The organism is Aliiglaciecola lipolytica (genome assembly GCF_018860635.1).
GTDB classification, from domain to species: domain Bacteria; phylum Pseudomonadota; class Gammaproteobacteria; order Enterobacterales; family Alteromonadaceae; genus Aliiglaciecola; species Aliiglaciecola lipolytica_A.
On record NZ_JAHKPT010000035.1, the window covers coordinates 636372 to 662866 of the forward strand.

20 protein-coding genes are annotated in these 26495 nt (G+C 40.4%); 10 read left to right on the forward strand and 10 right to left on the reverse strand.

What is annotated here, in order from left to right; genetic code table 11:
- Positions 1-317: 317 nt before the first annotated feature.
- Complete coding sequence (locus KO530_RS20775) at positions 318-740, forward strand: hypothetical protein (protein ID WP_216050362.1); 423 nt, start codon at positions 318-320, stop codon at positions 738-740.
- Positions 741-1199: 459 nt separating this feature from the next.
- On the opposite strand, the gene KO530_RS20780 is transcribed toward KO530_RS20775, so the two are convergent.
- Entirely contained in the window at positions 1200-3011 is a 1812-nt protein-coding gene (locus KO530_RS20780) for a sensor domain-containing diguanylate cyclase (protein ID WP_216050363.1), read from the reverse strand.
- A gap of 539 nt (positions 3012-3550) precedes the next feature.
- Positions 3551-6034: a DUF7453 family protein gene (locus tag KO530_RS20785; RefSeq protein WP_216050364.1), complete on the reverse strand. Its 2484-nt coding sequence runs from the start codon at positions 6032-6034 to the stop codon at positions 3551-3553.
- Positions 6035-6399: 365 nt separating this feature from the next.
- Here KO530_RS20785 and KO530_RS20790 point away from each other — a divergent pair, with 365 nt between their 5' ends.
- On the forward strand, positions 6400-7968 hold the full coding sequence (locus KO530_RS20790; protein WP_216050365.1) for a winged helix-turn-helix domain-containing tetratricopeptide repeat protein: 1569 nt from the start codon (positions 6400-6402) through the stop codon (positions 7966-7968).
- 4 nt (positions 7969-7972) lie between these two features.
- On the opposite strand, the gene KO530_RS20795 is transcribed toward KO530_RS20790, so the two are convergent.
- Both KO530_RS20795 and KO530_RS20800 read right to left on the reverse strand, forming a co-directional pair.
- A complete protein-coding gene (locus KO530_RS20795; RefSeq protein WP_216050366.1) occupies positions 7973-8758 on the reverse strand; it encodes an alpha/beta fold hydrolase in 786 nt (261 codons plus the stop codon).
- Positions 8759-8767: 9 nt separating this feature from the next.
- A complete protein-coding gene (locus KO530_RS20800) occupies positions 8768-9820 on the reverse strand; it encodes a class I SAM-dependent methyltransferase (protein ID WP_216050367.1) in 1053 nt (350 codons plus the stop codon).
- A 245-nt stretch (positions 9821-10065) separates the two neighbouring features.
- Between KO530_RS20800 and KO530_RS20805 the strand changes: the two genes are divergently transcribed.
- Positions 10066-11118: a DUF21 domain-containing protein gene (locus KO530_RS20805; RefSeq protein ID WP_216050368.1), complete on the forward strand. Its 1053-nt coding sequence runs from the start codon at positions 10066-10068 to the stop codon at positions 11116-11118.
- An 86-nt stretch (positions 11119-11204) separates the two neighbouring features.
- Here KO530_RS20805 and KO530_RS20810 read toward each other — a convergent pair whose 3' ends face one another.
- From KO530_RS20810 to KO530_RS20820, 3 genes are all read right to left on the reverse strand, one after another.
- Entirely contained in the window at positions 11205-12026 is an 822-nt protein-coding gene (locus KO530_RS20810) for a zinc-dependent peptidase (RefSeq protein ID WP_216050369.1), read from the reverse strand.
- Positions 12027-12368: 342 nt separating this feature from the next.
- Positions 12369-13226, reverse strand: a complete 858-nt coding sequence (yghU, locus tag KO530_RS20815) for a glutathione-dependent disulfide-bond oxidoreductase (protein WP_216050370.1) — start codon at positions 13224-13226, stop codon at positions 12369-12371.
- A gap of 36 nt (positions 13227-13262) precedes the next feature.
- Complete coding sequence (locus KO530_RS20820; protein ID WP_216050371.1) at positions 13263-13817, reverse strand: carboxymuconolactone decarboxylase family protein; 555 nt, start codon at positions 13815-13817, stop codon at positions 13263-13265.
- A gap of 254 nt (positions 13818-14071) precedes the next feature.
- Here KO530_RS20820 and KO530_RS20825 point away from each other — a divergent pair, with 254 nt between their 5' ends.
- The 3 genes from KO530_RS20825 to KO530_RS20835 all read left to right on the forward strand — a co-directional run bounded on the left by KO530_RS20825 (position 14072) and on the right by KO530_RS20835 (position 17130).
- A complete protein-coding gene (locus KO530_RS20825; protein WP_216050372.1) occupies positions 14072-14737 on the forward strand; it encodes a haloacid dehalogenase type II in 666 nt (221 codons plus the stop codon).
- Positions 14738-15226: 489 nt separating this feature from the next.
- Positions 15227-15976 carry a hypothetical protein gene (locus tag KO530_RS20830; protein WP_216050373.1) on the forward strand — a complete coding sequence of 250 codons (750 nt, stop codon included), beginning with the start codon at positions 15227-15229 and terminating at the stop codon, positions 15974-15976.
- A 617-nt stretch (positions 15977-16593) separates the two neighbouring features.
- Complete coding sequence (locus KO530_RS20835) at positions 16594-17130, forward strand: PEP-CTERM sorting domain-containing protein (RefSeq protein ID WP_216050374.1); 537 nt, start codon at positions 16594-16596, stop codon at positions 17128-17130.
- A 1189-nt stretch (positions 17131-18319) separates the two neighbouring features.
- Here KO530_RS20835 and KO530_RS20840 read toward each other — a convergent pair.
- Positions 18320-18922: a TetR/AcrR family transcriptional regulator gene (locus tag KO530_RS20840; RefSeq protein ID WP_216050375.1), complete on the reverse strand. Its 603-nt coding sequence runs from the start codon at positions 18920-18922 to the stop codon at positions 18320-18322.
- A gap of 397 nt (positions 18923-19319) precedes the next feature.
- Between KO530_RS20840 and KO530_RS20845 the strand changes: the two genes are divergently transcribed.
- A complete protein-coding gene (locus KO530_RS20845) occupies positions 19320-19874 on the forward strand; it encodes a DJ-1/PfpI/YhbO family deglycase/protease (RefSeq protein ID WP_216050376.1) in 555 nt (184 codons plus the stop codon).
- Positions 19875-19901: 27 nt separating this feature from the next.
- A complete protein-coding gene (locus KO530_RS20850; protein WP_216050377.1) occupies positions 19902-20582 on the forward strand; it encodes an SDR family oxidoreductase in 681 nt (226 codons plus the stop codon).
- A 49-nt stretch (positions 20583-20631) separates the two neighbouring features.
- On the opposite strand, the gene KO530_RS20855 is transcribed toward KO530_RS20850, so the two are convergent.
- Positions 20632-21069: an OsmC family protein gene (locus KO530_RS20855; protein WP_216050378.1), complete on the reverse strand. Its 438-nt coding sequence runs from the start codon at positions 21067-21069 to the stop codon at positions 20632-20634.
- A 535-nt stretch (positions 21070-21604) separates the two neighbouring features.
- On the opposite strand from KO530_RS20855, the gene KO530_RS20860 reads away from it, so the two are divergent.
- Positions 21605-23029: an aldehyde dehydrogenase family protein gene (locus KO530_RS20860; protein ID WP_216050379.1), complete on the forward strand. Its 1425-nt coding sequence runs from the start codon at positions 21605-21607 to the stop codon at positions 23027-23029.
- Positions 23030-23167: 138 nt separating this feature from the next.
- Here the strand turns inward: KO530_RS20860 and KO530_RS20865 are convergent, their stop codons facing one another.
- The gene (locus KO530_RS20865) at positions 23168-24151 is read right to left on the reverse strand and encodes an AraC family transcriptional regulator (RefSeq protein WP_216050380.1); all 984 of its coding nucleotides are present in this window, start codon (positions 24149-24151) and stop codon (positions 23168-23170) included.
- Between the two features lie 163 nt (positions 24152-24314).
- Here KO530_RS20865 and KO530_RS20870 point away from each other — a divergent pair, with 163 nt between their 5' ends.
- Positions 24315-26483, forward strand: coding sequence for a PQQ-dependent dehydrogenase, methanol/ethanol family (locus tag KO530_RS20870; RefSeq protein ID WP_252729382.1), 2169 nt, complete (start codon positions 24315-24317; stop codon positions 26481-26483).
- The last annotated feature ends 12 nt before the right edge of the window (positions 26484-26495 follow it).

Sequence of the window (26495 nt, forward strand, 5' to 3'; positions counted from 1 at the left end):
TATATATGAAAAATAATTATGCCTTAGGTTGCCCTATAAGAGACTAATTTCCTAATCCCATTGGCAAATACCCATTTATAAATTGGCGTTATACAAAATCCAATTGCCGTTATTGGTCTCTAAAAATCCACTACTTAGCGTGAAAGCTATATTGAATTTAAAAAACCTGAAAGAAAAATTAGAAATCTCGGTCTGATGTTATTCCTGTTCTCAGGTCGATGGCAGTAGAGGGGGCTTAAATCTTACCTACGCCAATAACTGCGTCGATAAAAGACGTTTAACAATATCAAAATCAACTGTGCTACTAAGGAATTTAAATGAGTGAAGTACTTCCTAACGAAATTCGGAGCCGCTTACAGTGGTCTCTTTTATCACTAAGACTAGGGGTTTTCCTCGTCATGTTTGTTTGGACATTAGATAAATTTGTCAATCCAGGACACAGTATCAAAATTTTTGAGCATTTTTATTCTATACCGGGGATGGGAGAAACTATGGCTTATGTGCTAGGCGCATTACAGCTTATTTTAGTGTTCGCTTTTTTAGCCGGTGTGAAAAAACGTTTGACGTACGGACTTATTTTCTTACTCCATGGCGGCTCAACTTTATCTGCAATGGGTCAGTATTTTGATGCCTTCAATAACTTATTGTTTTTTGCTGCATGGCCTATGTGGGCAGCGTGTTTCGCCCTTTATTTACTGCGCTCAGAAGATACTAAGTTTACCTTCGCCAAATTATCATAATAACGCAATATTTTTTGATTCAAGTAAAGTCGCTACTCCAGCGACTTTATTTTAATTTAGTTGTGTCGTTGCCAAAACAGCTATGTAATAAAAGTTCGCTTGGATGAGGCCCTTTGCCGGCAGCTTGATAAATTAAACCTGACATTTTTTTGCCGTCAGATTCAAAGATTAATTCTTTACAGCTCGCTGCATCATTACTAAGTGACTTTGCATAAGTGAGGTGGGACAAAGCTCAATAAAACTAACATGCAGAGCAGAGGTGTTTGTGTAAAGTGTTTCATGAACTTCCCTTGTTGATATTGAAGTGGCCAATATCATATGCTGGATAATAACGAATTATCTTATTCAATATTTACACATATTAGAATGAACCAAAAAACAATTGATCGCGGCTATTGTCTTGATTGTGATAAGTTGATGGCGTTGGCTAATGTGAGTTTCAAAGAATCCCATTCACATCTACTTAGAAAGTTGAGGCTCTGGCTGACTTTGATTACGGCCGTTTTGTTTGGCAAGATAGAGTTGTTTATCAGCTCGACTAATTAACATTTCCAAATTGTCCTCAGCTGCTGGAACCATAGATGCGTAGCCCACACTTAAAGTAATATACGGATGGACCTGTAGATCATCGCGCGGAATGTTTTCTGTAATTACTGCTTGGCGAATTTTTTCTGCTATTTCCCACGCGCCTTTTTCATCAGTTTGCGGCAATACCAATATAAATTCTTCGCCACCGTAACGGGCAAGTAAGTCGGTAGGACGTTGAATTTGCTTTAGAATACAAGTTGCCACTCGAATCAGAGCGGCATCACCCTGTTGATGACCATAGTTATCGTTGAACGCTTTAAACTGATCAACATCACATAAAATAATTGCCAAAGGGGTTTGTTGACGCAACGCCAAGGCCCATTGAAGTGCATAGGTTTCATCGAAAACTCTTCGATTAGCAATGCCGGTCAGGGGATCTCGCTGAGAAAGCGCGAGTAATCTTGCATTTGCGTTTTCTAGTTCTATGGTGCGTTCAGCCACCCGTTGTTCAAGCTCAGCTATCGATTGGAGTTGAGCTCCTGCCAAACGAGCTAAGCTTGCCGACAAGCCTCGAACTTCCGGTATAAAACTATGTTGAAAAGGCGCTTTTTGTAACTCACTCAAGGCTCCGTCTAGCGCCATATTACTGATATTTTCTATTGGTTTGGCAATCAGTTTAGTGAGTGCTGCTCCTAGCGCAACCATGGACAATAAGGTCACTATCATCAGAATAATCGTGTTTGAGGTCTTACCTTGAATCACTGAAATGGTCACATCAAGAGGTTGTAAAACAGCTAATTGCCATACTTTTCCATAACCTAGTTGAATATCTTTCAGCGTTAAAAGGTAATCGCGACCTTGTATCTCGATAAGTTGTTCTGAAGATTGGTAATGCTGATATGTCGCCAACTTTTTTAAAACAGTGCTAGGGTGGTTACTCAGCGTAAAACGTGTATTTTTTTGCGGATCGGCTAGCAAATAATGCTGGCTAGAAGAGGCAAGTAGAGTGCCGTCTTGTTCAAACAAGATGGCGATACTGTCGTTATTTAATTTGAGTTTATTTATATATTCATTTAGGCGCTCTAAGCTAAAGTCAACGGCGGCAACGGCAATTACCTCGCCTTGTTTATTGGTAACTGCTTGCGAGAAACTAATCGCGTATTTTTCCCCTTCGAGATACTGATAAACATTGCCCCAACAAGGTATTTTGGTTTGGGTTACCGCACAACGCATAAACGGCCGTAGTCGCGGGTCGTAGGGACCAATGTCTTTAGTCTGTTTATTTGGCAAGTCTTGATCATTTATTGAAAAGCCTTGCAGGTGGCCATCACTATTCAATATGTTTGTGGCAATTTCTAAGGAGTTGCTATTTAGAGGTGGTCTGGAGGCCGCGATGTAACGTCCATCATTAAAAGCTAAGGTAACAAAGTTAAGCTGATCAGACTGGCGTAATTGACTAAGTAGCCAAGGAGAATTGTGAATTGGTTTATCGCTGGAAAGAACCCCCTTTTTTAATGCTTGTGCATTATTTAATACCAAAGCAGGCATCATTTCTGTCATATTATTAATATAATTTTCGACATGTTGAGTAATTAATTCATTGAAGGTATGGGCCATTTCCAACGCAACTGCGCGATTATTGTTGTATGACACCGCAGCGAAAACAACAGTTGCAATGATAAGCAAACATGTAAAGGGCACTATGATTAAAATGCGTAACGGTAATGAGCGCGGTATTTTCATAAAAATTTTTATCTTTGTGCAACTAAGGTAAATCTAAAAGGTTGGCTATGATATGAATTCCCTGTATTTACGAATAAGTATGGGGATTCTCGACAGCATTAATTTTGTGCTCAATAATTATACTATTACTTAAGGGCAAATATGTTATGGGGTATTAAGTGTAAGTATGAATGCGGCGATTTTATCACTACATAAATAAGAATGGACAGCACAACAGGCTTTTTATTAAATTAACAACAACGGAAACATGAACACAGTAAAAAAGCGTTTGCGGCTGATAAGAACTCCATACACGTTAACTTTCAACGTTAGGTACTTGTTTTTAATTCAGATAGAATAGCGAAATTCCAGACAAAGAATATTATACATTAGTTGAATAGCGTTGCTTTGCAACAGTACATTCGCTATTAAATAAATCGTTTGTTATCGACAATACATATATTTGAGGATCGATAATACGTATGACGGGTTTTGAGTTGATTGATGATGTTGTTGGGTTTCAATCACTAAATTAATCAATAAATTTAGTTTAAGCCTGCTCAAGTTTTTTTGCTGCTAACAGCATTTCTTATTAAGGGGAGCAGCAATAATATAAGCAAGCCTATATTTATCGCACCACTTCCAGAGCTTGTATCTGTTTCGACATCATCGGCATCCTGAGTTACCACTAATTCTAGCTTAGAGGCCGTTTGGTTGATGGAAATTTGTAAGCCTTGTTCGCTTAAATCAGCAACGACTAGGTTATCAAACTCACCTGAAATCTGTTCTGCCAACAGCAATTCGAAGGTGTCGCCACTATTTAAACTGAGGTTATCCGACAAGCTTACTTGCAGTGTTCCTGCCAACGTGGCAATTGCACCAACATCTATTGATGTATAACTTACTCCTCGTTCGGCACCTTCAATTTCTATGTGAAGTGAACTATTTTCAGTTAAATTCATGTTGCCTTGAATGGTCAATAGGCTTGGCTCATCAGTTAACTGTATATCGCCATTAAAAGTGACGGTGCCATCACCTTGAATCGTTTCTTTACCTATAAACCTCGAGAGAAAATGTAAATTACTTGCCCCATTAACGGTAATCATGCCTTCGTTGGTCGTCTCAGCGGATATCGTCAACGATTGATTTGCTAATACCTCTATTAGACCTTCATTTAACACCACTGAATCTAAGCTACCTTGTCCAAAAATGCTTGAACCAATATGCACTGTCAAACCTTCAGTCACGCTCAAAATACTATCTTGCAGAGTAAGATGAACACTGCCGGCACTGCCACCTAAAGTAAGTGATTTGATTGTTGTGTCGGCAATGGGACCTAGTATGTCGATATTCTGTTCAGGATTGATAATCACATCGGTAAATTGGTCAGGTAAGCCTCCAAAATGCCAACGTGACACATCATCCCAGTCTCCTTCTTCAACATCGGTTCGCCAACCAAAATCCGGTGTCCAAGCAAGAATCCCTTGATGACCATCCTCATATCTTACTTTGTATGCCACTGTACCTGTATCGCTTAAACCATTCGCTGGACCAACAGGATTATTATTAAAAAAAATCTCACTGATAACTTTACCGTTATGTTCTCGTCCTTCACGTTCTATGGTTTCATAATGAATACCATCAGTGATAATCAAAATATCTTCGGTGCGTAAATAAGTACCTTCATCATCGAACACTTCTTCTAAAGCCAAATCGGCCTGAAATACCACTAAGCCATTATTGTTTATTGCCGGATCTTTAAAGTTTCGCAAAGTGCCGTCTTCATAGCTCATGTGTTTTCTCGCTATTTCGATCACCTCTGTTTCTGATGCTCTAAACACTCCGTCAATTTGCGAAGTTTCTGTTAATAAATCGACGATTAGCGCAAATTGCCCTAAATCGTTCAAAGCGGCACGTGGTTTAGCTGAAAAGCGGCTGAGTAAGTCGCCGTATGTGGCAGTGCCATCGGGGGTTGTTTGCCCTTTTAGTAAAATCATTTTGGTTGATAAGGTGTCAGCTAAGAACAATCCTGAGCCGTTGGCTAAACCGTTTTCATCTCGTAACAACGCCTTAAAGCCTATTTGCTGATGATTATTAATGCGAGCATCATATAATTCAGAAAAATAGCGATTTTCTATTTCACCGGTGGGAGCTATGTCACCTTCATGGACAACAAGGGAGTAGCTGGTGCCGGAAACTTTATATAAACCTGAATTGTTATAGTCGTCTTCTGAGTCATTTAAACCGGAAAATACTCCGTCGCCATAATCGTTAGTTTGTAGCCCGGCAGGGTGGGTTAAAACCCCACCATTTGCGGGATCACCTTTACGGACAAGTTCGAAAATTGAGTTGTCGTTAAAACGTTTAAAGTACGCTGTATTGTCTAGTGTGTCATTTTCAGTATTGTTTAATGCGGAAAAAAATATGACGTTATTGTTGCTGCTAATCCCAGCTAAACTAGCGATATTAAATTCACGGTATTCTCCATTAGATGATGGGACAGTAGCGCCTGCCTCGGCAACAAGAACAAAGGCGTTTACTGATTCAACAGCAATGATTGAGTTACCCAGGTCGTTAGAACCCGGCACCAAAGGTAACATCAAGGCCAAATTCGTAAAATCGCCAGCTGCTGAGTAACTTGGAGCTGGCGTATTGGTAATTTTAAAAGCGCTCGAAATATACAGATCGTTGAGATGAAACGAGCGATCACCAACGGTCAGAAATTGATTTTCTCTTACAACCTCTTCAAGCGTCAGCACCACTGGACCAAGGGTTCGGGGCACAAACATTCGATAAATTCCAGTATCATCGTTTTCACCTTCGCTGGTATTAATTAAACGACTAGTAAATACCACCTCGTTGAAAGAATTAATTGTCGCACCTAAAAAGATATTAAATTGGCCATTATCCCCTGGCACAGTCTGTTCGGTTTGCGCAATTGTCTGTGTGGAACTTGCTAAACTAGACTGGCTTAGCATGATGCTCAAAAGGCTGGCTATACTGAATATCGAACAAACTTGATGTTTAAAATTCCATTTCTGCATAATTTTATCTAACGTGATATTGGCTTACTTAAAAGTGTAATAGATAGCTGCGTGTATTGATTGAATGTATCCACGGATTTTTAGTATTCCCAACACTCAATTTTCAATTTTCACTACGCAGTTTAGGGTAAGTTGAATCTAATCAAAGTGACTGGATATTGATTATGTGAGCAATAGAGTTACGAATCAGATACGCTAGCTGCTTTTATTTGTCTATTGAACAGGCTTTATTTATCCTAAATCAATGTTAAATTTCAGCGCGATTAGGATTCATTGGGCATTCTTTTTCTACCCCATTAGATTAAAACCATTAGCTAATATTTATGGATTATAATTAGTAAATCGGCGAACCTAAGGAGAGGGGGATGATCTATCAATTTAATGACTATCAATTAGATACTGAAAAAGTAGAACTCAGGTGCAGAGACGTTGTGATTGCCGTTGAGCCACAGGTATTCTGTTTACTGCAAGTGTTAATCGAAAATCGCCATAGAGTTTTAAGTAAAGATCAACTTATTGACTTAATTTGGCAAGGTAAACCACTGTCAGACTCGGTGGTATCAAGCCGCATTAAATCTACCAGAAAGGCCATCGGTGATGATGGTTCCGCCCAAAAACTGATAAAAACAATACACGGTCGCGGATTTCGTTTTGTCGGGGATATTTCCACCTTAGATTTTCAAACTGAACTAGCGACTGATTCTGTAAAGCCACATCAGCAAGAAATAGACACTGCCTCCATTCAAGACCGTAAACCATCGATTATAGTGTTGCCCTTTACCTGTATTCAATCTTCAAATGAATTCGCCATATTGCCTGAAGGATTTGTAATCGACATCATTTTAGGTTTATCACGTTTGCGTTGGTTGAAAGTTATCTCCAGAGCAAGTTCATTTCAATTTAGTTCCGATGTTCAATGTGACACCATAGTTTCACATACGGGGGCAAAATATTGTCTTTCAGGTTGCATAGAAAGGGTGAACAAAAAACTGACGTTGACCATAGAGCTGAGTAATTTGCTAAGCCAAGACGTGATTTGGATTGAGCGAATAGAAGGCAAGCTAGATGATATTCATCAAATGCGTACAGATATTGTCAATAAAGCCGTGGCAACATTAGAGGTACAAATATCGACTAATGAAGCGCAAATTGCACAACTTTCACCGATTGAAAATTTGGATGCTTGGGCGGCGTATCATTTAGGCATGGCTCACCTCTATCGTTTTACCCAGCTAGATAATGAGAAAGCCATTAGCTTGTTTACTCGGGCAATTAAATTAGAACCTATGTTCTCTAGGGCTTACGCAGGTTTGTCGAGTTGTCAGTATCAAAATGTATTTAATCGATATTCTGGATGCGATCCAGTTCTTGAAGCCGTTGAGGCGAAAAGAAGTGCGCAGCGAAGCATTGAACTTGATCCTCTAGATGCATTTGCTAATTTTGCCATGGGCCGTTGTTTTTGGTTGAGTGAGGGGCCTGAAGATAGTTTGCCTTGGCTAGAACGTTCGCTTTCAATTAACCCCAATTTTGCGCAAGCGTATTATTCCCATGGCTTAGCTTCTGTGATGTCTAATAATGCTAACGATGCAAAGCAAGATGCTTCCCAAGCTATAGAGCTCAGCCCATTAGATCCGTTTTTATATGGATTTTATGGTGTTAGGGCATTCTCATATATTTCTTCTGGAGATTATGAAAATGCGCGAATCTGGGCTAATCATGCGGTTAGGCAACCCGGCGCTTTATTTTTGATGGATATTTTAGCAACTGTAGCTAACTCGTTAGCTGGACATGAAAAAGAAGCCGCTTTCTGGGCAGCTAGAGCCAAAAAGAAAAGGCCAGATCTGGCCCATGATTATTTTTTTAGGGTACTTCCATTTACCCAAGGAGTCACTCGCGAACGGATAAATCAGGCACTGAACAAGCATAACCTATAAAATGTTAATTGCGATGAATTCCCTCAACATGCTGCATAATTGCTTGGTTGACTGCAGCCGGATTTTGGATAGGCCCCATATGCCCTAAACCATTTAACTGAAGCAGAGAAGCATTTGGCAGTTTCCCCGCCAGTAGATGACTCATGTGTTTTGCTATCTCCACTGTTTTATCACCAAATATCAGCCTTACAGGACCTGAGTAAGGTTGATATTCAGATGGATATTCAACTTCAAATAAGCCATCTTTAAAGTCTTGGGCGGTAATTGTTGCATATTGAGCAAGCTGTTGTTGAGCGTCACTTCGTAACCTTTGCCAATGTCCCTTACCCATCCAAAAGTTAATGAATAATGCCATGGCCTGCAAAGGTGAGGCATTGGTAACCTTGGTTGCCAGAGTCTGTATTTCATTTAACAATTGAACCCCCTTTTGATCTGTTGCTTGGCGAAATACGTCAAGTGATGTTGGTTCATAGACTGTGACACTCAAACACTTATTGGGGAAGATTTCAGCTAGTCGCAACGCGAGTGCACCACCAAACGAATGCCCTACTAAATGGACAGGGTGATTTAACTGAATAAAGTCGTTCAACATAGGTTGCAAACGGGCCGTCAACCCCACACTAGGTGGGCTGAACTGACAGCCGTAACCCGGTAGATTAGGCGAGATAACCTCACGATAGCCAGAATACGCTTTTCGCAAGGACTGCCACTGCTGTCCTGTGCTCGCCGTCCCATGCAGCGCAATAATGGGACGGGAGTTAAGGTTTTTGGGAATTTTAGTGTTCGCCATTTTTACTGTTTAATCCGGACGATTTGCTTGAATAACAATATTAAATGGCGTGTCAGCGATTTTTTTCACATTCACAAAACCGGCTTCTTCAAGGACTTCTGACAAACGTTTTTGGCCAGCTTGCGCACCTAAAGCCAGCCCCACATCTTGAGAAAGTGAACAGGGAGTGCACACTGCCGTTGATGCGGCGTAGTACAAGCGACTGACTGGATTAATATTTTCTTCTACAGCATCACCTGCAGCCGGTTCAACTAACAACAAACTGGACCCAGGTTTTAGTGATTTTAATGCGTGTTGAGCCGCGCCAACAGGGTCACCCATATCATGTAAACAATCCATGAAACAAATCAAATCAAACCCGATTGATGGATACGACTGTGCATCAATAGTTTCAAAAAACGTATTGGACTGAGCAGGCTCAGATGAAGCTCTATCCGTTGCTGTTTTGATAGATTCCAAATGATTATCAAAGCCATAGAACTTCGATTGACGAAATGCATTCGCCATGACTATTGTTGATGCACCATGGCCACAGCCAACATCAGCAACCAAAGCACCTTCTTGCAACTTGGTAATGACGCCATCCATTGCCGACAACCAATCATTTATTAAAAAAGACTTATAACCTGGTCGGAAAAGTGATTCGCTGCCACAGAATAAACGATGATGATGAGCACCCCATGAAATGCCCTCACCTGTTTTAAATACATTTTTAAGTAAGTCTTCGTCATGCCAAAGAGACGCTGCAACTTCAAGGGCAGGTACTAAAAAAACAGGACTCTCAGGGTCTGCGAGAACTGGTACATGTGCATCGGGAAGTTGATAGGTTTTATTCGTCTTGTCATAAACAATATATTGTCCAGCCACTTGGTTATTAAGCCACTCCCGAACATAACGTTCTGCCAATCCAAGTTTTTCTGAAAGGCTTATGGAAGTATATGGCCCTGAGTAAGCCATAGCTTCATATAATCCCAATTTATGACCTAAACTTGTCATTACACCCGACAAAGTGGCGCTCACATCGGTAACCACTTGACCTGCAAATTCTTCAGTAGTTTGCATTTTTGCTTTCCTTATTTGGTTAAGTTAAAAATTTTATTGTGTTGAAATCACCTAACTAGATTAGGTTAATGGCAATTGGCAAACTTGAAGATCAGCTGATCATTTTATGAAGAATCGATGGAAAGGGCAGTTAACAGTGTTTTGGGGTTGATAAACAGTATAAATACTGTTGAACACAGCTTCAGCTTTAGTACTAAGAGGTTATACTGAAATTATCCGCTATGTAGATATTAAGGTGCCAAACAATGGACTATCTAATCTGGTTCGGAATTATTTTTTGCTTGGTACAATCGGCTATTTTTTCAGGTTTAAACCTTGCCTACTTTAGCATCAGTCGTTTGCGTCTTGAGATTGAGGTAGCTAACGGTAATACCGCTGCGGCAACAATTTTGTGCTTACGTAAAGATTCCAATTTTTTGCTAACAACGATTCTGTGGGGGAATGTTGGTATCAACGTATTGCTAACACTTCTGTCTAATTCTGTGATGGCAGGTCTTGTCGCCTTTCTGTTTAGCACTGTTGTCATTACAATTGGGGGAGAAATAGCACCGCAGGCGTATTTTTCCAGAAATGCATTACGAATGGCATCGATGTTGACGCCCGTTTTACGTGTTTACCAGTTCGTTTTATATATTATTGCTAAGCCAAGCGCGTTGATTCTTGATTTATGGCTCGGTAAAGAAAGTGTTCAGTACTTTCGTGAACGTGAACTGCGTCAATTATTGCATAAACATATTGATGCAGAGGATTCAGACGTTGATGTTATCGAAGGAATTGGCGCACTTAATTTTCTTGCCCTTGATGATGTGCCGGTATCTGAAGAAGGGGAAGTGCTATCTGAACAAAGTATTATTTGTGCTGATATTGTCGAGCATAAGCCTGTTTTTTTCGCAGGTGACCTCGCTCCTGAACTGATGCAAAAACAGTTTGCCCATAAATTGTCATCCATTGCACATCAGTGGATTGTGGTCACCAATAGTGATAACTATCCTGTTTTTGTACTTGATTCCGATGCCTATTTACGCAGTGTATTTTGTGCGGATGGCAAGGTAATTGACCCATTTTTGTATTGTTATAAACCGGTGATTCTAAAAGATCCTAAAACACGGCTTGGTGCGGTACTAACATTAATGAAAGCCGAAGAAGATCTACACTCAGATGCGCCCCTTAAGCAAGATCTTATACTTCTTTGGGCAGATCAAAAGAGAATAGTGACAGGTGCTGACATTTTAGGACGACTGCTCAAAGGTATCGGACTTTACGACTCTCTCGATTTACAACAGCAAAAAGCAATGTGATTGTCACTCGTCGGCCTGTTTATTTGACTCATTTTGTGTTTTTTAATGATCAAATAACAATTATAAAGAAGCTAGAACCATATTGTTTACCAAAGGCTAGGATCAACACGATAGAACAATCTTAATTGTTGATAAAGCTTTGGATGTTCATGCTTAAGTTGCTTGGATTTTTCAAAAAACACTTCGCTTGCCACTGCAAAAAATTCGGCGGGATTGGTGGCCCCATAGTAATCAAAAATTGAATGGGTTCCAGTTTTAGCATGCTGTTTCAATTGTTCAAATTGATCAGAAAAAACATCGGCCCAACTTGCATAATTTTGATCTTTACCTAAAATTGGCGCGCCGTCGGCTAAACCGTCCTCTTGGTCTAGTTGATGTGCAAATTCATGAATCACCACATTGTGGCCATCATCAGGTAAATATGCTCCATCAAGGGTATCTTGCCACGACAATACAATTTTCCCAAATCCCCAAGATTCTCCGGACATAGCGACATTTTGAGTGAAGTGCACGCCGTCTGAACTTCTACTTTGCTGTTGTTTAGCGAAAGCACTTGGATAGACTAAAATAGTTCGCAGTTTCGGATAATAGTCAGTTTTCCGGTTGAGTAAAAGTAAACAGGCTTGGGCAGCAATAGTAACTCTAATTTCATCGGTAATAACAACACCATTGCAACCGACAAAGTTTTTTTCCGATAAAAACACTTGGATGTGCTGTTTTAGCTGCAATTGTAAGTCCGCAGGCATTTTTCTGAAATAGGGCATTCGTTGCTGCAGGACTTTTCGCCATGCCTTTGGGAATGGCACACGATTCATTCTTTTTCGTTTGAATTCACGCCAATAGGGTTTGCCTATGATGAAGGCAATGATTACAGCACCGACTAACAACGGTAATAAAATAGGCAGCATGAGTATCTTTTAAAAATCGTATTGATTGTTAAATAGGTATTAGCTAAGCGCTTTTCAAGCATTGACTAAACTTCTATTCTTTTCAAAACCTGAGGTGACGGTATATTGTGAGACTTTTTATTGAATAGTTTTTTTGACTGACAGGCTCGCGCTTAATTCATTTAGACATAAATTTTAAATCTATTTTTGCAATGTGGTTCTTCGCGGTGTCAGTGAGTTCCAAGGTATTTTAATAAAACCTAATGGTGCCATTATCATTGCTTAAAACAAACAGCATTAAAAAGGCCAAACAATTTTCACCTTGTTTGGCCTTAGAGCAGTTCGCGTTTATTAGGTGGACTATTACGCGGGTTGTAACTTTAAGACGTTATCTATATCTTCAGCATTGTGACGGTTTTCAAGCTGTTCCCAAGCTTCCCCCCAGTTACGATTTACAATACGGCCACGCTGAACGGAAGGACGCGTTAACATAGCCTTTGCCCAACGTTGTACGTGCTTATAATCGTCGACTTGTAGGAAATCTTTGGCATCGTAGAGGTTGCCTAATACAAGATTGCCATACCAAGGCCAAGTCGCTATATCGGCAATACTTAATTCATCTCCAGCGAGAAACTCATTGTCTGCGAGTTGTTTATCTAACACATCTAATTGTCGTTTGATTTCCATCGTAAAACGATTGATCGGATATTCGTATCTCTCTGGAGCATAGCTATAGAAATGTCCAAAACCGCCACCTAAATAGGGCGCAGAGCCATGCAACCATAATAACCAATTCATCACATGGGTACGTTTTACAATTTCTTTAGGCAGTAAAACGTCAAATTTTTCTGCTAAGTACACTAAAATGGAAGCTGATTCAAAAATTGGCAAGGCTTCATCATAGGAGTGATCTACCAACACTGGTATTTTGGAGTTAGGGTTGAGTGCCACAAAACCAGATGAAAATTGATCACCCTCACCGATCTTGATCATATGCGCATCGTATTCGGCATCTTTGCCTAATGCTAACAACTCTTCCAACATGATAGTGATTTTTTGACCATTGGGTGTACCCATTGAGTATAGCTGTAATGGATGTTTACCAAGGGGCAGTGCTTTTTCGTGTGTCGCGCCTGACACTGGGCGATTGATACTTGCCCATTTACCGCCACTTTCAGCATCATGAGTCCAAATGTCCGGTGGTGTGTATTGTTTGTCCATTGTCATCACTCCTATCGTGAAATCTACTATTTTAAATTACGCTTTTTTAGACCAAGCAAATTTTTCAAAAGGTTTGTCTACTGGCGTGCTTGCGATATGGTTAGTGTAATTACTAATCACTTTTTGAGACAAAGCCAATATAATTTCTAACACTTGCTGTTCACCGTAACCCGCGGCGTAGAATTTGTCTAAATCTGCTTGAGATACAATTCCACGATTACGCACAATGGTGATGGTTGTATCAAACAACGCTTGTAACTTAGCAGTAGGCATAGGTTCTTGATTACGCAAAGCTTCAGTTAAAACAGATGATACTTTCATTGAGTTTGCAATAAAGGTGTGGGCAGGTACGCAATAGCTACATCCGTGCTCTACATTAATCGCTTGCCAAACCACGGTCAGCTCTTCTGCGTCAAAAGAGGTATCCATAAATAATTGGTGCAGTCTTTGGTACGCCTCTAGTGTTTGCGGAGAACTTGCTAATACAGCGTGCAGGTTAGGCAACATGCCAAATCCTTTTACCGAATTTTTCAATAATGGTTTACTGTCTGCTGGCGCGGATTCAATTGTATGGATAGTTAATGTAGTCATGTTATTTCCTTCAATTATGGTTAATTTTAGTGCTCATTCATCTCAGCTTTAGTGATTAAATGAATGCTAATCTAGAATGTTTCTACCTATTAGTACTTTATGTACCGATTGGTACGATTCGATTGGTTTGCATTGTACCGACCGGTACGATAAAGTCAACACAGATTCGTAGATTGTTTATTTATGGGTTTTACCTTGTAGTCCTAAATAGATTTAAGTGGCTAAATCATTCACTAAAAAACTGGCAGGAAAGAATGAAAATTAATATCGCATTTGATGTTTACGGTACTTTGATAGACACCCAAGGTGTGCTGGATTTACTAACTGATTTGGTTGGAAATCAAGCTCAGATATTTTCTGATACTTGGCGATCGAAGCAATTAGAGTATTCATTTAGACGAGGACTGATGCAGCGTTATGTGCACTTTTCTGTTTGTACCAAAGATGCATTGAATTTCACTTGTGATTCATTGAAAGTCAGTTTGACAGAAACCCAAAAACAGCAACTTTTAGATAGTTATAGTTTTTTACCGGCGTTCAGTGATGTTGAAACTGCATTACCCAAATTGGCCCAAAAATATCGATTAATTGCATTTTCCAATGGTGAGTCAAATTCGGTTCATGGGCTGCTTAACAATGCCAATATTTCCGATTATTTCAGTGAGGTGGTAACTGCCGATGAAATCAATACATTCAAGCCAGATCCACAAATCTATCAACATTTGTTAAATAGAATTGACTCACAAGCAAAAGATACCTGGCTGATTTCAAGCAATCCATTTGATGTAATCGGAGCTAAGTCCTTCGGGTTACATGCTGCTTGGTTAAAACGCAGCCCAGCTGCTGTCTTTGATCCATGGGGAATAGAACCTGATATTGAAATAGGTCAATTAGAAGAATTACTGCATAACCTAGAGTAGTGCTTTAGTTGAATTAATCTCAACTCTAATTAGCGCTTTTGAGATTCGAGCTTGATTAAAGCTGGCCGTCTTAAGTGCCAATTGCTGCCATTCGCGTTCTAAATTTAACGAAACTCTACGACTCATTTTTTCGATGATAATCTAAAGCCTTGACTAGCTCCTGTGAGGTAGTTAGTGGACAGTCGTCTATTAGGGCCTAAACATGGCTGTATTAAACAATCGATATTGAGTGATAAAAATGCTGGTGTATATCTTAGATAATCAATAGCTAATGTCACGGAATTAGCAATCTCCTATTCCTCTGGTTATCCAGAGGAATAGGAGATACTGCTGAATAAATCAGCAGCTCGTCGCAAGTTTATAATAGGTTGACGAACTTAAATACGGTTCGTAGTATTTGATGTTAATTCGTCTTATACTCTTCACTCGTGATTAGCCTCTGCCTGATGACAAGGTGCAGTCTGACAAACCTCGAACGGGAGTAACCCCATGATATTTAGCCGCATCAAAGCCCATGTCGAAAAGGAAAACTGGTTCGCGGTCGGCATCGATTTCGTGATTGTCGTTGTGGGTGTTTTCATAGGTATTCAGGTCGCGAACTGGAACGATATGCGATCAGATAGACAGGACGCGTCGGAATACATGTCTCGCCTCCATGATGATGTAGTAAACCTCATAGAAACACGGCGTTGGTTGGTAGAAAATCGTGGGGAGCAACTCGAGAGGCTTCGCGAGGCGGTTGCCTTGATAATTGGTGGTGACGGCGATGTATTGACGGATCCGCAGTGCCTAGCGCTCGCCTTCAATCAGTCCGTATCAAATCCGACCGACGACATAGGAACGCTTAACGAATTGCAATCATCGGGTCGGTTATCCATCCTAGAGAATGTGAAAGTTAGGACAGGCTTACAAGATTACTTGCTCGCCAGGGCTAGATCGCGGGACTCGCAGCGTCAGATCAGCTTGGTGGTCGAGCCTCTGCTGCGAGCCTATCCTCAACTTATCACGGTTAAGAGCGCTACTGAATCTTCGCTCGACAACATCACACAAGGGTCATTTACCTGTGATCTGGAGGCCATGCAGAATGATGATGCGTTTAAGAACGATCTCGAGTTAGCGTATTCGCATTTTGGGTTTCATGTCAGGGACAACGCCCGCATAAGCGATAGTCTTGCAACACTTCTTGGCGTTCTCAACCAAGCGCGATCAAATCAGCTTGAGGTAGGGTCACCCCCATGAACCTAGTTCGTATCAGAGCCCATTTCTAAGGTCAGAACGAAGAACTGTTAGTTCGGCTTGGCTAAAGCTTGTCTTTGGCGGGTCAACGGCAAAACCTGCCGTTCGCCGTTCAAATTCGTGTGCGAGCTTTGTGCCATTGACTGCTGTTCAAGTTTTGAAATTTGAATTCACAGCGTAAAGCAGTCATTGGTATATTGAGATTGCAATGGCGGCAATGAGCGATAAGAAGTCAATGGGGCGATTAGCTTTACAATTTTTCAAATACCGAGTACGCGCTGACTTTCACTCTATTAACAATATAGAAGAGAGGTAAATATGGAAAATATGAGGCATCATATATTTTCATTTTATGAAAAATAACTTTTTGTTTTACTTATACTCAACATTGAATCATTTCCGGAAAAATTTAAATATACCTTATATCGATCCGCCTGAAGTGCCTGACAGATTACAATTAATACTTTATGAATTTCAGAGTGTCCGTAATTTTTACAAAACCTATCAAACAGAATATCAAATAACAACCTACTCCGTTGAATTACAATGAAATATTAACCATGGTGCATTTCTTGCCTGTGCATCAATGAATTAAATGTTGACAATTATTAGGAACATCAATGAAATTACGCGCCTTTTTTATGATTTTTTCCTTTTTCGTTTTAGGTTTGCAGTCGGCTAATGCCACTCTGATTAATTACGATATTCAAGTAAGCTCTACTGACTGGTTTGATCACAACGGGACTCCTTTTAGTATGACTTTGTCCCCCACCTTACTTGGTTCAATAACCGTTGATAATGCATATAGTAACATTGACGGACTGGTATCCTTTGACCTTTTAACTGGTACTAAACTTTGGACTGAAGCAGAGTTAAATAACTCAGTATTCTCTCCCACGTTGTCATTCAACCTATTAGGCGACTTAACATACTTTTCATTGGGCTTTGGTGACGGTTCAAACTATTTAATTATTTCAAATAACAATACCTTAAGTGTTACAGATTCAAGTTCAAATACAAGCAATGCATGTAATGGATGTGTTTCTATTGTTTTGAGTCATACCCAGCCAAATTCAGTTCCCGAGCCATCAACATTGGCAATATTCTCGCTGGCATTAATGAGCTTGGCTTTTCGTAGATACAAAAAACAAGCTTAAATAACGATGAACACAGCAGCATGTAATGATTGCTGCTTTGTTCAAACTATCCCTGTCGATAACCCTCACCGATTGAACTCACAGCACAAACTTGTCCTTCAAGCTTAAGCCTGACTTCGGCCAATAACGGGCCTAGATTCACCACTGCATCACGCCCAAAGCAGAGCTTGGGTTTAAACTATTTAGTGCTGCATCCGACATTGCTGACATTAATACGATTGAGCTATTCCCAATTACATCACGAATAATTTAACTTTGTTCTGACCCCGATAGTTCAAATCTTGGTAAATCTCCAAGCAGCATTTTTACTACTTTTTAAAAATGGATGTCTAGGTAAGTATCCCACTTGAGCATAATTTCACTTTAAGCCTATACTACCGGTCTAGCTTTCAGATAAAGGGAATTAATAATGCAAGCAATGATAGTAAATTCTTTAGCTTTTATCTTCCGCGAAATACTTGGAAGGAAGACACAAACAGTCAGTCTTCACTCCAACAGGTATGTGGTTTTAGCCACGAGATTATCAATAATACTTTTGATCGGTATTGTAGCTTTAATTGTCGAAATATATTCGAATTATCCTAGTAAGGGTGCCATGATATTCTGGGTTTGCTTAATCACTATTTTAATACCGAGCATATATTTTTCTTTCAAAAAAGGATATTCAAACTAAAAATCTTCCGTTCCTAACAAAACATATCATGTAAAAAATGTTAATAATAAAACAAAAACACCAAAATTGTGAAGCGCCCAATCGTAAGCTTTTTTTTAGCTACTTTTTAAAAATTTGTATCTTCTTTATTGCAAGAGGTAGTTAGTGGACAGTCGTCTATTAGGGCCTAAACATGGCTGTATTAAACAATCGATATTGAGTGATAAAAATGCTGGTGTATATCTTAGATAATCAATAGCTAATGTCACGGAATTAGCAATCTCCTATTCCTCTGGTTATCCAGAGGAATAGGAGATACTGCTGAATAAATCAGCAGCTCGTCGCAAGTTTATAATGGTTGACGAACTTAAATACGGTTCGTAGTATTTGATGTTAATTCGTCTTATACTCTTCACTCGTGATTAGCCTCTGCCTTATGACAAGGTGCAGTCTGACAAACCTCGAACGGGAGTAACCCCATGATATTTCGTCGCATCTTAGACCGACAGTTTTCCTTGGTAATGATACTATTGCACCTTAGTGCAGACCTATACCGTTAATAATGCTATCGATCGATTGTTCAAGTTCTGATTTAGTTACCCCAGAACGGGCCATACTAGCTGTGCCTTTTAGCATAGTGTATAAACTAAGGCTGTTGGCGTGGGCGTTAATATTTAAGCCCAATTGAATCGCTTCAGCATCACTTTCGAATAAATCAGTATATAGCTGCCTTGGCATTGCCTCAGCTTTAACCAGTAATTGCTCTGCTTCTTTGGGTATAGCGCCACTGGCCAATTCAGATTGGCATAACACTAAATAGCAACCCTTGGCCTGTTCGGAACTGCACTGCATATCCACAATAGACATCATGTGGTTTTTAAGTCGTTGTTTCAGCGGAATACCTTCCTCAAATAATAGTTTGAGGTGTGTTTTCATCTTCGTTTCAATATAACGTTGAGTGGTTTTGACGAACAATGATTCCTTATTGCCAAATGCACGATACATGCTTGGTTTGCTGATGCCCATACTATCAATTAAGTCCATTAGTGATGCACCAACGTAACCTTTTTGCCAAAAAACATGCATGGCGGCATCTAGCGCTTTGTCAGCGTCAAATTCTCGTTTACGACCGCTTGTCATGATAACCACCTAGGAAAATTATTGGAGGCTTATTATACCACTCGGTACGGAAAATTGAAGAGTTAAACAACATTAGTGATTATTAAGGGGATTATTAGCCTAATCTATAAGAATAAATTGCTCCCTCAGTTATCAAGTCTAATAGACTTTTTGCTGAACTTGTCGATTAACCTAAGATCGTGAAAATCTTACAAAGGTTGTCTACTAATCGACAGAAATAACCTGCTTGTGATTCTCTGCTAGCTGTTATTGTTTCTCCAACCCATTGTTTTTACTAGGATAGGCAGAACGTTTTGTTTTGGTATGGCTGTTGCACCTTCATGCTTTTATTCGGCAGAGCTTCTGTGTTAACGGCGGAATCTTTGTTTGATAATTAGACAAAGTAATTGGAGGAAATATGTCAAACAATACAATGTTAAACACCAAAACACTTGCCATTATTGCAACTGATGGTTTTGAACAAAGTGAATTGCTAGACCCCAAAAACGAGCTCGAAGCAAGGGGAGCAATAACCCACGTCATTTCAATTAACGGTAATCAGACAATACGCGGGTGGAACGAAAAAGATTGGGGCGAAACGATTAAAGTCGACAAACAAATTGAGCAAGCCAATCTTGAAGACTATGACGCAGTTATTATTCCGGGCGGGCAAATCAATCCAGATATTCTTCGTACCGATGCTAAAGTCGTTGATTTCATTAAATCAGCCAATGATGAAATTCAAATTAAGGCAATTGCTGCTATTTGCCACGGACCTTGGCTACTGGCTGAGGCTGATATTATTAAAGGCAAAAAAGTCACTTCTTATCCCAGCATTAAAACCGATCTAAAAAATGCACAAGCAAACTGGCAAGATGGCAAGGTTGTGGTGGATGGTAAACTAATCACCAGTCGAAACCCGAATGATATCCCTGCTTTCATCGAAGCGATTACTGAACAATTAGTAAGTTAAGGTTGACTGAAATTAAGGAGTAACTGTATGAGCGAAGAAAAAGTGGTATTGATTACCGGAGCGTCTAGTGGCATCGGTGCTGCAACCACTGAAAAAGTGGTTAAAGCTGGTCATAAGGCAGTGATAACCGCGCGAAGTATCGATAAATTAAATGATATTGCTGAAAACTTGGGAAAAGAACGAGTTTTGCCTGTTAAAGCCGATGTCACTAATCTTTCAGAAATTGAAGCTGTGGTTTCCCAAGCAATTGAAAAATTTGGTCGCTTAGATGTGGTTTTTGCCAATGCAGGCACTGGCTCTAAAGCCGCGGGCATTGAAAAAGGCGATCCACAGGACTGGAAAACAATGTTGGATGTAAATATTAATGCCTTATTATTTACAGCCAAAACAAGTTTACCTTATTTACGAAAAACTCAAGGACACTTTATCATTACTAGTTCGATTGCAGGTAAAATCACCCTCAAAGGCTCAGTATACGGTGCTTCTAAATGGTTTGCTTACGGATTTGGGCAAAATCTAGCGGCGGAAATGGCTGAATGGAACGGGCGCTGTACGACTATTTGCCCAGGTATGGTTAATACGCCATTCTTTGATGAAGCCAAGCCTGATAAATTAGCTCCTAGTGATGTTGCAGATGCAGTACTTTATGCTATTTCAGCAAATCCCCGTTGTGACATAAGAGAAGTTTGCTTGATGCCAACCAAGTAAAAAAAAGGTAGCCCAAGGGGCTACCTTTTTTATGATCAAATGAGACGAATTAATTGCCCTGAAACGAAGTAATATCCAAGGTTACATCACAGGCTAATAATTTTGATATCGGGCAGTTTAACTTTGCCTCAACCGCCGCCTTTTCAAAATCTGCTCCGCTCATGCCAGGTACTTGAGCATCTAAAGTTATTTCTGATTTGGTGACAGAAAATCCGTCATCGTCTTTTACTAAGGTGATAGCGGCCTTAGTTTCCAATCTACCTTTCTTGTATCCTTGTTCTGATAACCCCATAGAAAGTGCCATGGTGAAGCATGATGCGTGGGCCGCTGCGATCTGTTCTTCTGGATTGGTACCGGCCCTATCCTCAAAACGTGTGTTGAATCCGTAAGGGTGATCTTGCAAGGCGCCTGACTGCATTGAGACATGGCCTTTTCCGTCTTTACCTAAACCATCATATTTTGCTGTAGCCCATTTAACAATCGCCATCTAATTCTCCTTAATTGGTGTTTATTTATGATTTCCTCATAAGCGTTTTTGCACTCAGTATCTTTATACTGGTGTGACACCCATAGAACTAAGCAAGCCTTATTCCAGTTAATGGATAGCGATATATAAGGGGGCACGGGCATTTTTCTGTTAATTACCTGCAATATATTCACGACATAGAGTAAAAGTTGCAGAAACTGTGTTTAGTTTGTGCCTTGGGTTGTCAGTCTGCTTTTATCGTGTCTCAGTTCGCTGCTAAGTCCTTACATTCTTATGAGGCAATTTCAAATAAATAATCGATTAGACTAGGGTTTTTAAATTGGCTTGCTAGTGATTTTTTACGCCTTCATTTCTGACGCTTAGCGGTATGTTTAGTAATAAAAAATCTAGGTAATTTGTTAATTGTTGAAAAGAATCGTAACTATTAAGGTGAAATATAACGTGAAATTTAATGTTTATTTATTTTCCAAGATCAGGTAGCTTGACGTATTGAGAACATCTGATTTTGCTTGATAAAAATAATAAGGATAAATATATGCAACAATTTAACATGACGATAAATGGGAAAAGCTACACATCTGGGAAGACTTTCGATGTTATTAACCCTGCTTTAGGCGTGCCGTTTGCAACTTGTGCTTTAGGCGATGAAAGCACAGTTAATGAGGCTGTTGTTGCAGCAAAAAATGCGTTTCCTAGTTGGAGTCAGCTACCAGAAGAAGCCAGAATTGAAAAAATGAATGCTTTGGTTGGCTTACTTGAAAGTAATATGCCGGAAATTATGGCATTGATTACGCAGGAAAATGGCAAGCCGTTTAATGGTTTTGGTGGGATAGGATCAGGCATGGAAGTGGGTGGTTCTATGGCCTGGATTCAAGCTACCTGCAGTTTTTCTTCGCCGCTGCAAGTGATACAAGATAATGATGAGGCCAGAATCGAAGTACATAGAAAACCATTAGGTGTAGTGGCATCCATCACACCGTGGAACTGGCCATTACTGATCGCTATTTGGCATGTGATCCCTGCGTTAAAAACCGGTAATACCGTGATAATCAAACCCTCACCTCTAACGCCTGTTGCTACTATGCGATTTGTGGAATTAGCCAATACGGTTTTGCCGCCGGGTGTGCTCAACGTTATTACCGGTGATGCAGATGTTGGCAATGCCATTTCAGCTCATCCAGACATCAATAAAATAGTATTCACTGGTTCTACACCAACAGGTAAAAAAATAATGAGTTTAGCTTCTAGCAACCTAAAGCGTTTAACGCTGGAATTAGGGGGCAATGACGCCGGTATTGTTTTACCTGACGTGGATGTTAACGCTATTGCGCATAACTTGTTTTTGTCCTGTTTCCACAATAATGGTCAAACCTGTGCCTGTCTAAAACGTCTATATGTGCATGAATCTATTTACGAAGATGTTTGCAATGCACTAGTTGAGCTGGCTAATAAGGTGAAAGTTGGTAACGGCATGGAAGAAGGGATTGAATTTGGTCCTGTACAAAATAAAGCACAATTAGATAAAGTGATTGAGCTTACCGAAGATGCCATTGCCAATGGCGCCACACTTTTGGCTGGTGGCAAGGTAAGAGAAGGAGAGGGGTACTTTTTCCCACCTACCATTATTGCTGATATATCTAATGGTTCTCGTTTAGTTGATGAAGAACAATTTGGACCAGTGATCCCTGTTATTAAGTATTCAAATATTGATGAGGCGATCAAAATGGCCAACGATAATCAATTTGGTCTTGGTGGCTCAATTTGGTCATCTGACACTGAATTAGCCCATTCTCTTGCATCACGCTTGGAGACTGGTTCGGTATGGATTAACGAACACGGCAACGTTCAACCTGATGCTCCTTTTGGTGGTGTCAAACAATCGGGTCTTGGAGTTGAATTTGGCCAGTTGGGGCTAGAAGAGTACACATCAGTGCAAACCATAAAAGTGAGTAAACTCTAGGCATCGCCTAAAGCACAACACAGTCATTTAATAGTCGTTGTAAGGATAGCTTAAGTTTCTTAGGCTATCCTTATTCTGTTGCCTATCGGCATTTTATCCAGTATTCCATTACCCGCAGAAATAACGGTCGTTACAATCTTATCCCTTAGACTTATTCAAAGTGTCTGAGGGCCGTTCGCCAAATCGTAATTTATAATAATGGGCGAATCTGCCTAAATGGTTAAAACCATATTTAATGGCTACATCAGTCACATTTACATCCTGATCCGAAGAGCGTAATACCTCATGTACCGCTAATAATTTTTGTCCACGTACATATTTCATCGGTGACTGTCCAATGAAATGGCTAAAATGTTTGTTCAAGGTAGAGGGCACAACCCCAGTCACCATGGCCAGTTGTTCAAGAGAAATATCAAGATGGATGTTGTCGTGTATGTAGTCTCTAGCACGTTTGACTGACCTTGGTGTCACGTTATCGCTCCCACCGCGCAATCTATCCCGATAGTTATGATGCGGCAGTTGCAGTAACATTAAACATAGGGTGTCTTCAATTTGCTGTAATAAGGGAGCAGCAACCATAGGGGACAGCGGAAGTTCTAACTGACGTCTGGCAAAATTGACGGCATTCATCCAACTTTTACCTTCATATGTATTTAGATCAAATTTAGCATCAAAGATTAATGGCGCTTGCAGTTCATGACCTAATAATTGAGTCAGTGTTTGTTCGACTTTTTGCTTGTCTAATCGAACAGTAAAGAAGCTACAATCATTTGACCAACGCATGTTCATGGCTTGGTTTGGTGACACAACACTGGCAATACCTGGTTGAACAAGGGTTTTCTGGTCTTTCACCGCTACCTCAGCACGGCCTTGCCACGGAACTTGAATGAGAAAACAACTGCCTAATTGCTCAGTTTTAATGGTGACTGCGGTACCATAGGTAATATAGACAAGTGCTGAATGTGCAAATTTAGCCTCATTAACTTGCGCTGAAAATGAACCAGCATTGCCTAATAGCTCAAACTGGTGAGGACAAAAAATATTAGTCACATCTCTTAGGGTTTCATCTACATTTTTCGACGAAAACCGAGAAAACTGATTCAAGGGCAAAATTGGCTTCATATGTTTTCTTCTTTTATTCGTCCTGTTTTTTTTACGCCATTGTTTCTTTGCTGTCAATTGTTATCAAAATCGGATAGTTGAGCGCGAATTGGGATAGTGGGTAGTAAATTAATCATTTACTGTTTTGCTACTAATAATAAGAATCTCATTTAAAGGGGCCTATATGAGTAGCGTATTACTTAAAAAATACTCATCAACAATAAAAATATGTTTACTAATGATCAGCACTATTAGCATTTACGGTTGCGATAGTCCAAAACAAGAAATTCAACCAACACCCCAGCGCAAAGCAGAGTCTCAAAGTCAGTTAACGGTTGGGTTAACAGATGAGAGATTAGTCAATGCCGAATCTGAACCACAGAATTGGTTGTCCCATGGCGGCACCTACAAAGAACAACGTTACAGTTCTTTAGCCGAGATAAACCTTAACAATATTGGGAAACTAGGTTTGCAATGGGATTTTGATCTAGAGGGAACACGCGGTTTAGAAGCCACCCCCATAGTTGTCGATGGCGTTATGTATATTACCGGAAACTGGAGTCGTATATACGCTCTAGATGCTAAAACTGGTAGTTTATTGTGGAAATATGACCCTAAAGTGCCACCTGAGTGGGCAGTAAACTTATGTTGTGACGTGGTTAATCGTGGCGTAGCAGTATATGGTGATAAAGTTTACGCGGGCACACTTGATGGCAGGCTTGTGGCGGTAAATGCCAAAGACGGAACGCTTGTTTGGGAAGTACAAACCACGCCAACCGACATACCTTACTCCATTACTGGAGCTCCTCGAGTAGTGAAAGGCAATGTCATTATTGGCAATGGTGGTGGCGAGTTTGGCGTACGTGGATTTGTGTCGGCCTATGACGCACAAACCGGTGCACAGAATTGGCGATTCTACACTGTACCCGGTGATCCAGCGAAGCCATTTGAAAACCCTATTTTAGAAATGGCGGCAAAAACCTGGACAGGTGAATGGTGGAAGCTAGGTGGTGGTGGAACAGTTTGGGATTCTATGTCGTATGATCCTGAACTCGATTTACTCTACATAGGTGTAGGTAATGGCTCTCCTTGGAATCAAAATATTCGCAGTCCACAAGGAGGCGATAATCTTTTTCTATCGTCGATAGTCGCGGTTCGTCCAGACACCGGTGAGTATGTTTGGCACTACCAAACAACACCTGGTGACAGTTGGGATTACACCGCAGCACAACAAATGGTATTGGCTGATATAGAAATTGAAGGCAAATTACGTAAAGTGATTATGCAAGCGCCTAAAAATGGCTTTTTCTATGTATTGGATCGGCAAACCGGTGAGCTGTTGTCTGCAGAGCCTTTTGTTAACGTCAGTTGGGCAACCCACGTCGATAAGGAAACAGGAAGGCCGGCAGTGGTGGAAGGTGCTCACTATAAACAACAAAACTTTATGGGCTTACCAAGTCCATTTGGTGGACATAGCTGGCATTCGATGAGCTACAGTCCTGATACGGGATTAGTTTATATTCCCGCCATGGATCTGCCGTTTAATTTTCAAAGCGATCCAAATTTTCAGCATAATCCTATTGGGGTGAACCTTGGTATTGATGGGGTCGCCGGAGCAATGCCAGAGGACGTGAATATTCGCAAAGCCATTAAAGCCATGTTAAAGGGCTATTTATTGGCATGGGATCCGGTTAAACAACAAGCTGCTTGGTCTGTTGAGCATACCGTTTCTTGGAATGGGGGCGCGTTGTCTACAGCGGGTGGGTTACTATTTCAAGGTAACGGAATAGGTAATTTTAATGCGTACAATGCCAAAACCGGTGAACAGTTATGGTCGTTCAATGCACAAACCGGGATTGTTGCAGCACCCGTCACCTACGCAATAGATGGCGAACAATATGTTGCGATATTGGCAGGGTGGGGCGGTATTATGCCGTTATTGCTTGGTGAAGCTGTGGCAGACTCTGCTGCCAATAAAGTAAATAGGGTATTAGTATTTAAGCTTGGAGGAGACCAACAACTTCCTCCCTTAACCTTGGTAAAACGGGAGCTTAATCCTCCGCCACAAACCGCTTCAAAAGATATCGTGGATCACGGTAGAGCAACCTATCAACAATTTTGTTTCAATTGTCATGGAGATACAGTAGTGTCTGGTGGTGTTTTGCCGGATTTACGTTACAGCCCTTTCAACTTGAACAAAGAAGCTTGGAAAAGTGTCGTGCTCGGTGGTGCATTATCATCGAAAGGCATGGTGTCATTTAAGCAAGTTCTGGAAGAAAGTGATGCTGAAGCGATACGCGCGTACGTCATCAAACGAGCCCATGATAAGTTGGCCGAAGAAAGTGTGAATTAGCCTAAGAAGTGA